2 protein-coding genes are annotated in these 1,325 nt (G+C 73.8%); both read right to left on the bottom strand.

Annotated elements, in window-relative coordinates:
* Positions 1-1,123 (bottom strand): protein kinase domain-containing protein (locus Mterra_RS21305; protein WP_147373048.1); only part of this gene is annotated, 1,123 nt, incomplete at its 3' end.
* 4 nt (positions 1,124-1,127) lie between these two features.
* The coding region (locus Mterra_RS22720) for a hypothetical protein (protein WP_170159785.1) at positions 1,128-1,325 on the bottom strand (198 nt) is incomplete at its 5' end.

Raw genomic sequence — 1,325 nt, 5'->3', positions numbered from 1 at the left:
GTGGCGCCGTGAGCACGGGGGTCGCCGGCTTGCCGTCGGGGGTCTTGGCGTTGTAGTAGCCGTTCCAGGCCGCGCCCAGGTCGAGCAGGTACTGCGCGAGCAGGTTGGGGCCCTCGAGCTCGACCTGGGCGTTGTCGGGCGTGACCTGCACCACCAGCCCGCCGTTGGCGGGGGCAGGGGCAGGGGCCGGGCGCGCGCGGCCGGTGAGCAGGGCGCGGAACTCGGCCACGGTCTGGGGGCGCGCGCCCACCCGGATCTCCAGCGCCCGGTTGACGGCGTGCTCGAGGCCGTCCGGGGTGGCGGGCGGCAGCCGCACCGCCAGGTTGTTCTGGATGCGGTCGGTGGCGGCGGGCGGGGTCAGGCCGGTGAGGGCGTGGTAGAGGGTGGCCCCCAGCGCGTAGATGTCGGTGTAGGGGCCGAACTTGCCGGCCGTGCCGTACTGCTCGAGCGGCGCGTAGCCGGGCGTGACCAGCCGGGTGTGGTTCATGGTCTTGCCCAGCGCGAACTGCCGCGCCGAGCCGAAGTCGATGAGCACGACGCGCCCGTCGTCGGTGAGGAAGACGTTGTCGGGCTTGATGTCGCGGTGCAGCAGGCCCGCGCCGTGCACGGCCTCGAGCGCGTCGGCGAGCTTGAGGGCGACGGCCTCGGCCTCGCCGGGCTCGAGCTTGCCCCGCTGCTCGATGCGCTTGCCCAGGGTCTGGCCGCGCAGGAACTCCATGACCATGTAGGCGGTGCCGTTCTCCTCGAAGACGTCGAAGACCTTGACGATGCCGGGGTGGTCGAAGCGGGCCAGGGTGCGCGCCTCCTCCTCGAAGCGCTGCATGGTCTCGCTGAAGCCGCCGCCCAGCAGCGAGGTGGGGGGGATCACCTGGCTGGCCCGCCGGGTCGAGCCCTCGGGGAAGAGCTCCTTGATGGCGACGGGCCGGCGGGTCTGGGTGTCGGCGCCCAGGTAGGTGATGCCGAAGCCGCCCTGCCCCAGCACCTTGCCCAGGGTGTAGCGGCCCCGGTTGAGCCGGGTGCCCTGCGCGAGGTTGTGCGCGGGGGCCACCAGCGCCGAGCCGCAGGCCGGGCAGTGGGTGGCACCGGGGGGGACGGGGTTGGCGCAGTAGGGGCAGCGGTCCATGCCGTCACCTCGCTCGAGCCGCGCTGTAGAGCACGAACAGCCCGGCGATCAGGGCGACCCAGAAGGCCGTGTCGGGGGAGACGCCGGCGGCGAAGGCCAGGAAGAGCACGCCGAAGTAGGTCAGGCAGCCGCAGCCGCAGCCCTGGGCCATCGAGCCGCCCTGCGGCCGGGGCCTGCGGCGGGGCCGGGCGGGGAAGATGGG

This window comes from Calidithermus terrae, from assembly GCF_003574345.1.
Taxonomy (GTDB): domain Bacteria; phylum Deinococcota; class Deinococci; order Deinococcales; family Thermaceae; genus Calidithermus; species Calidithermus chliarophilus.
Note: the sequence above shows the minus strand (reverse complement) of the source record. Positions and strands in the feature narration are given on the sequence as shown.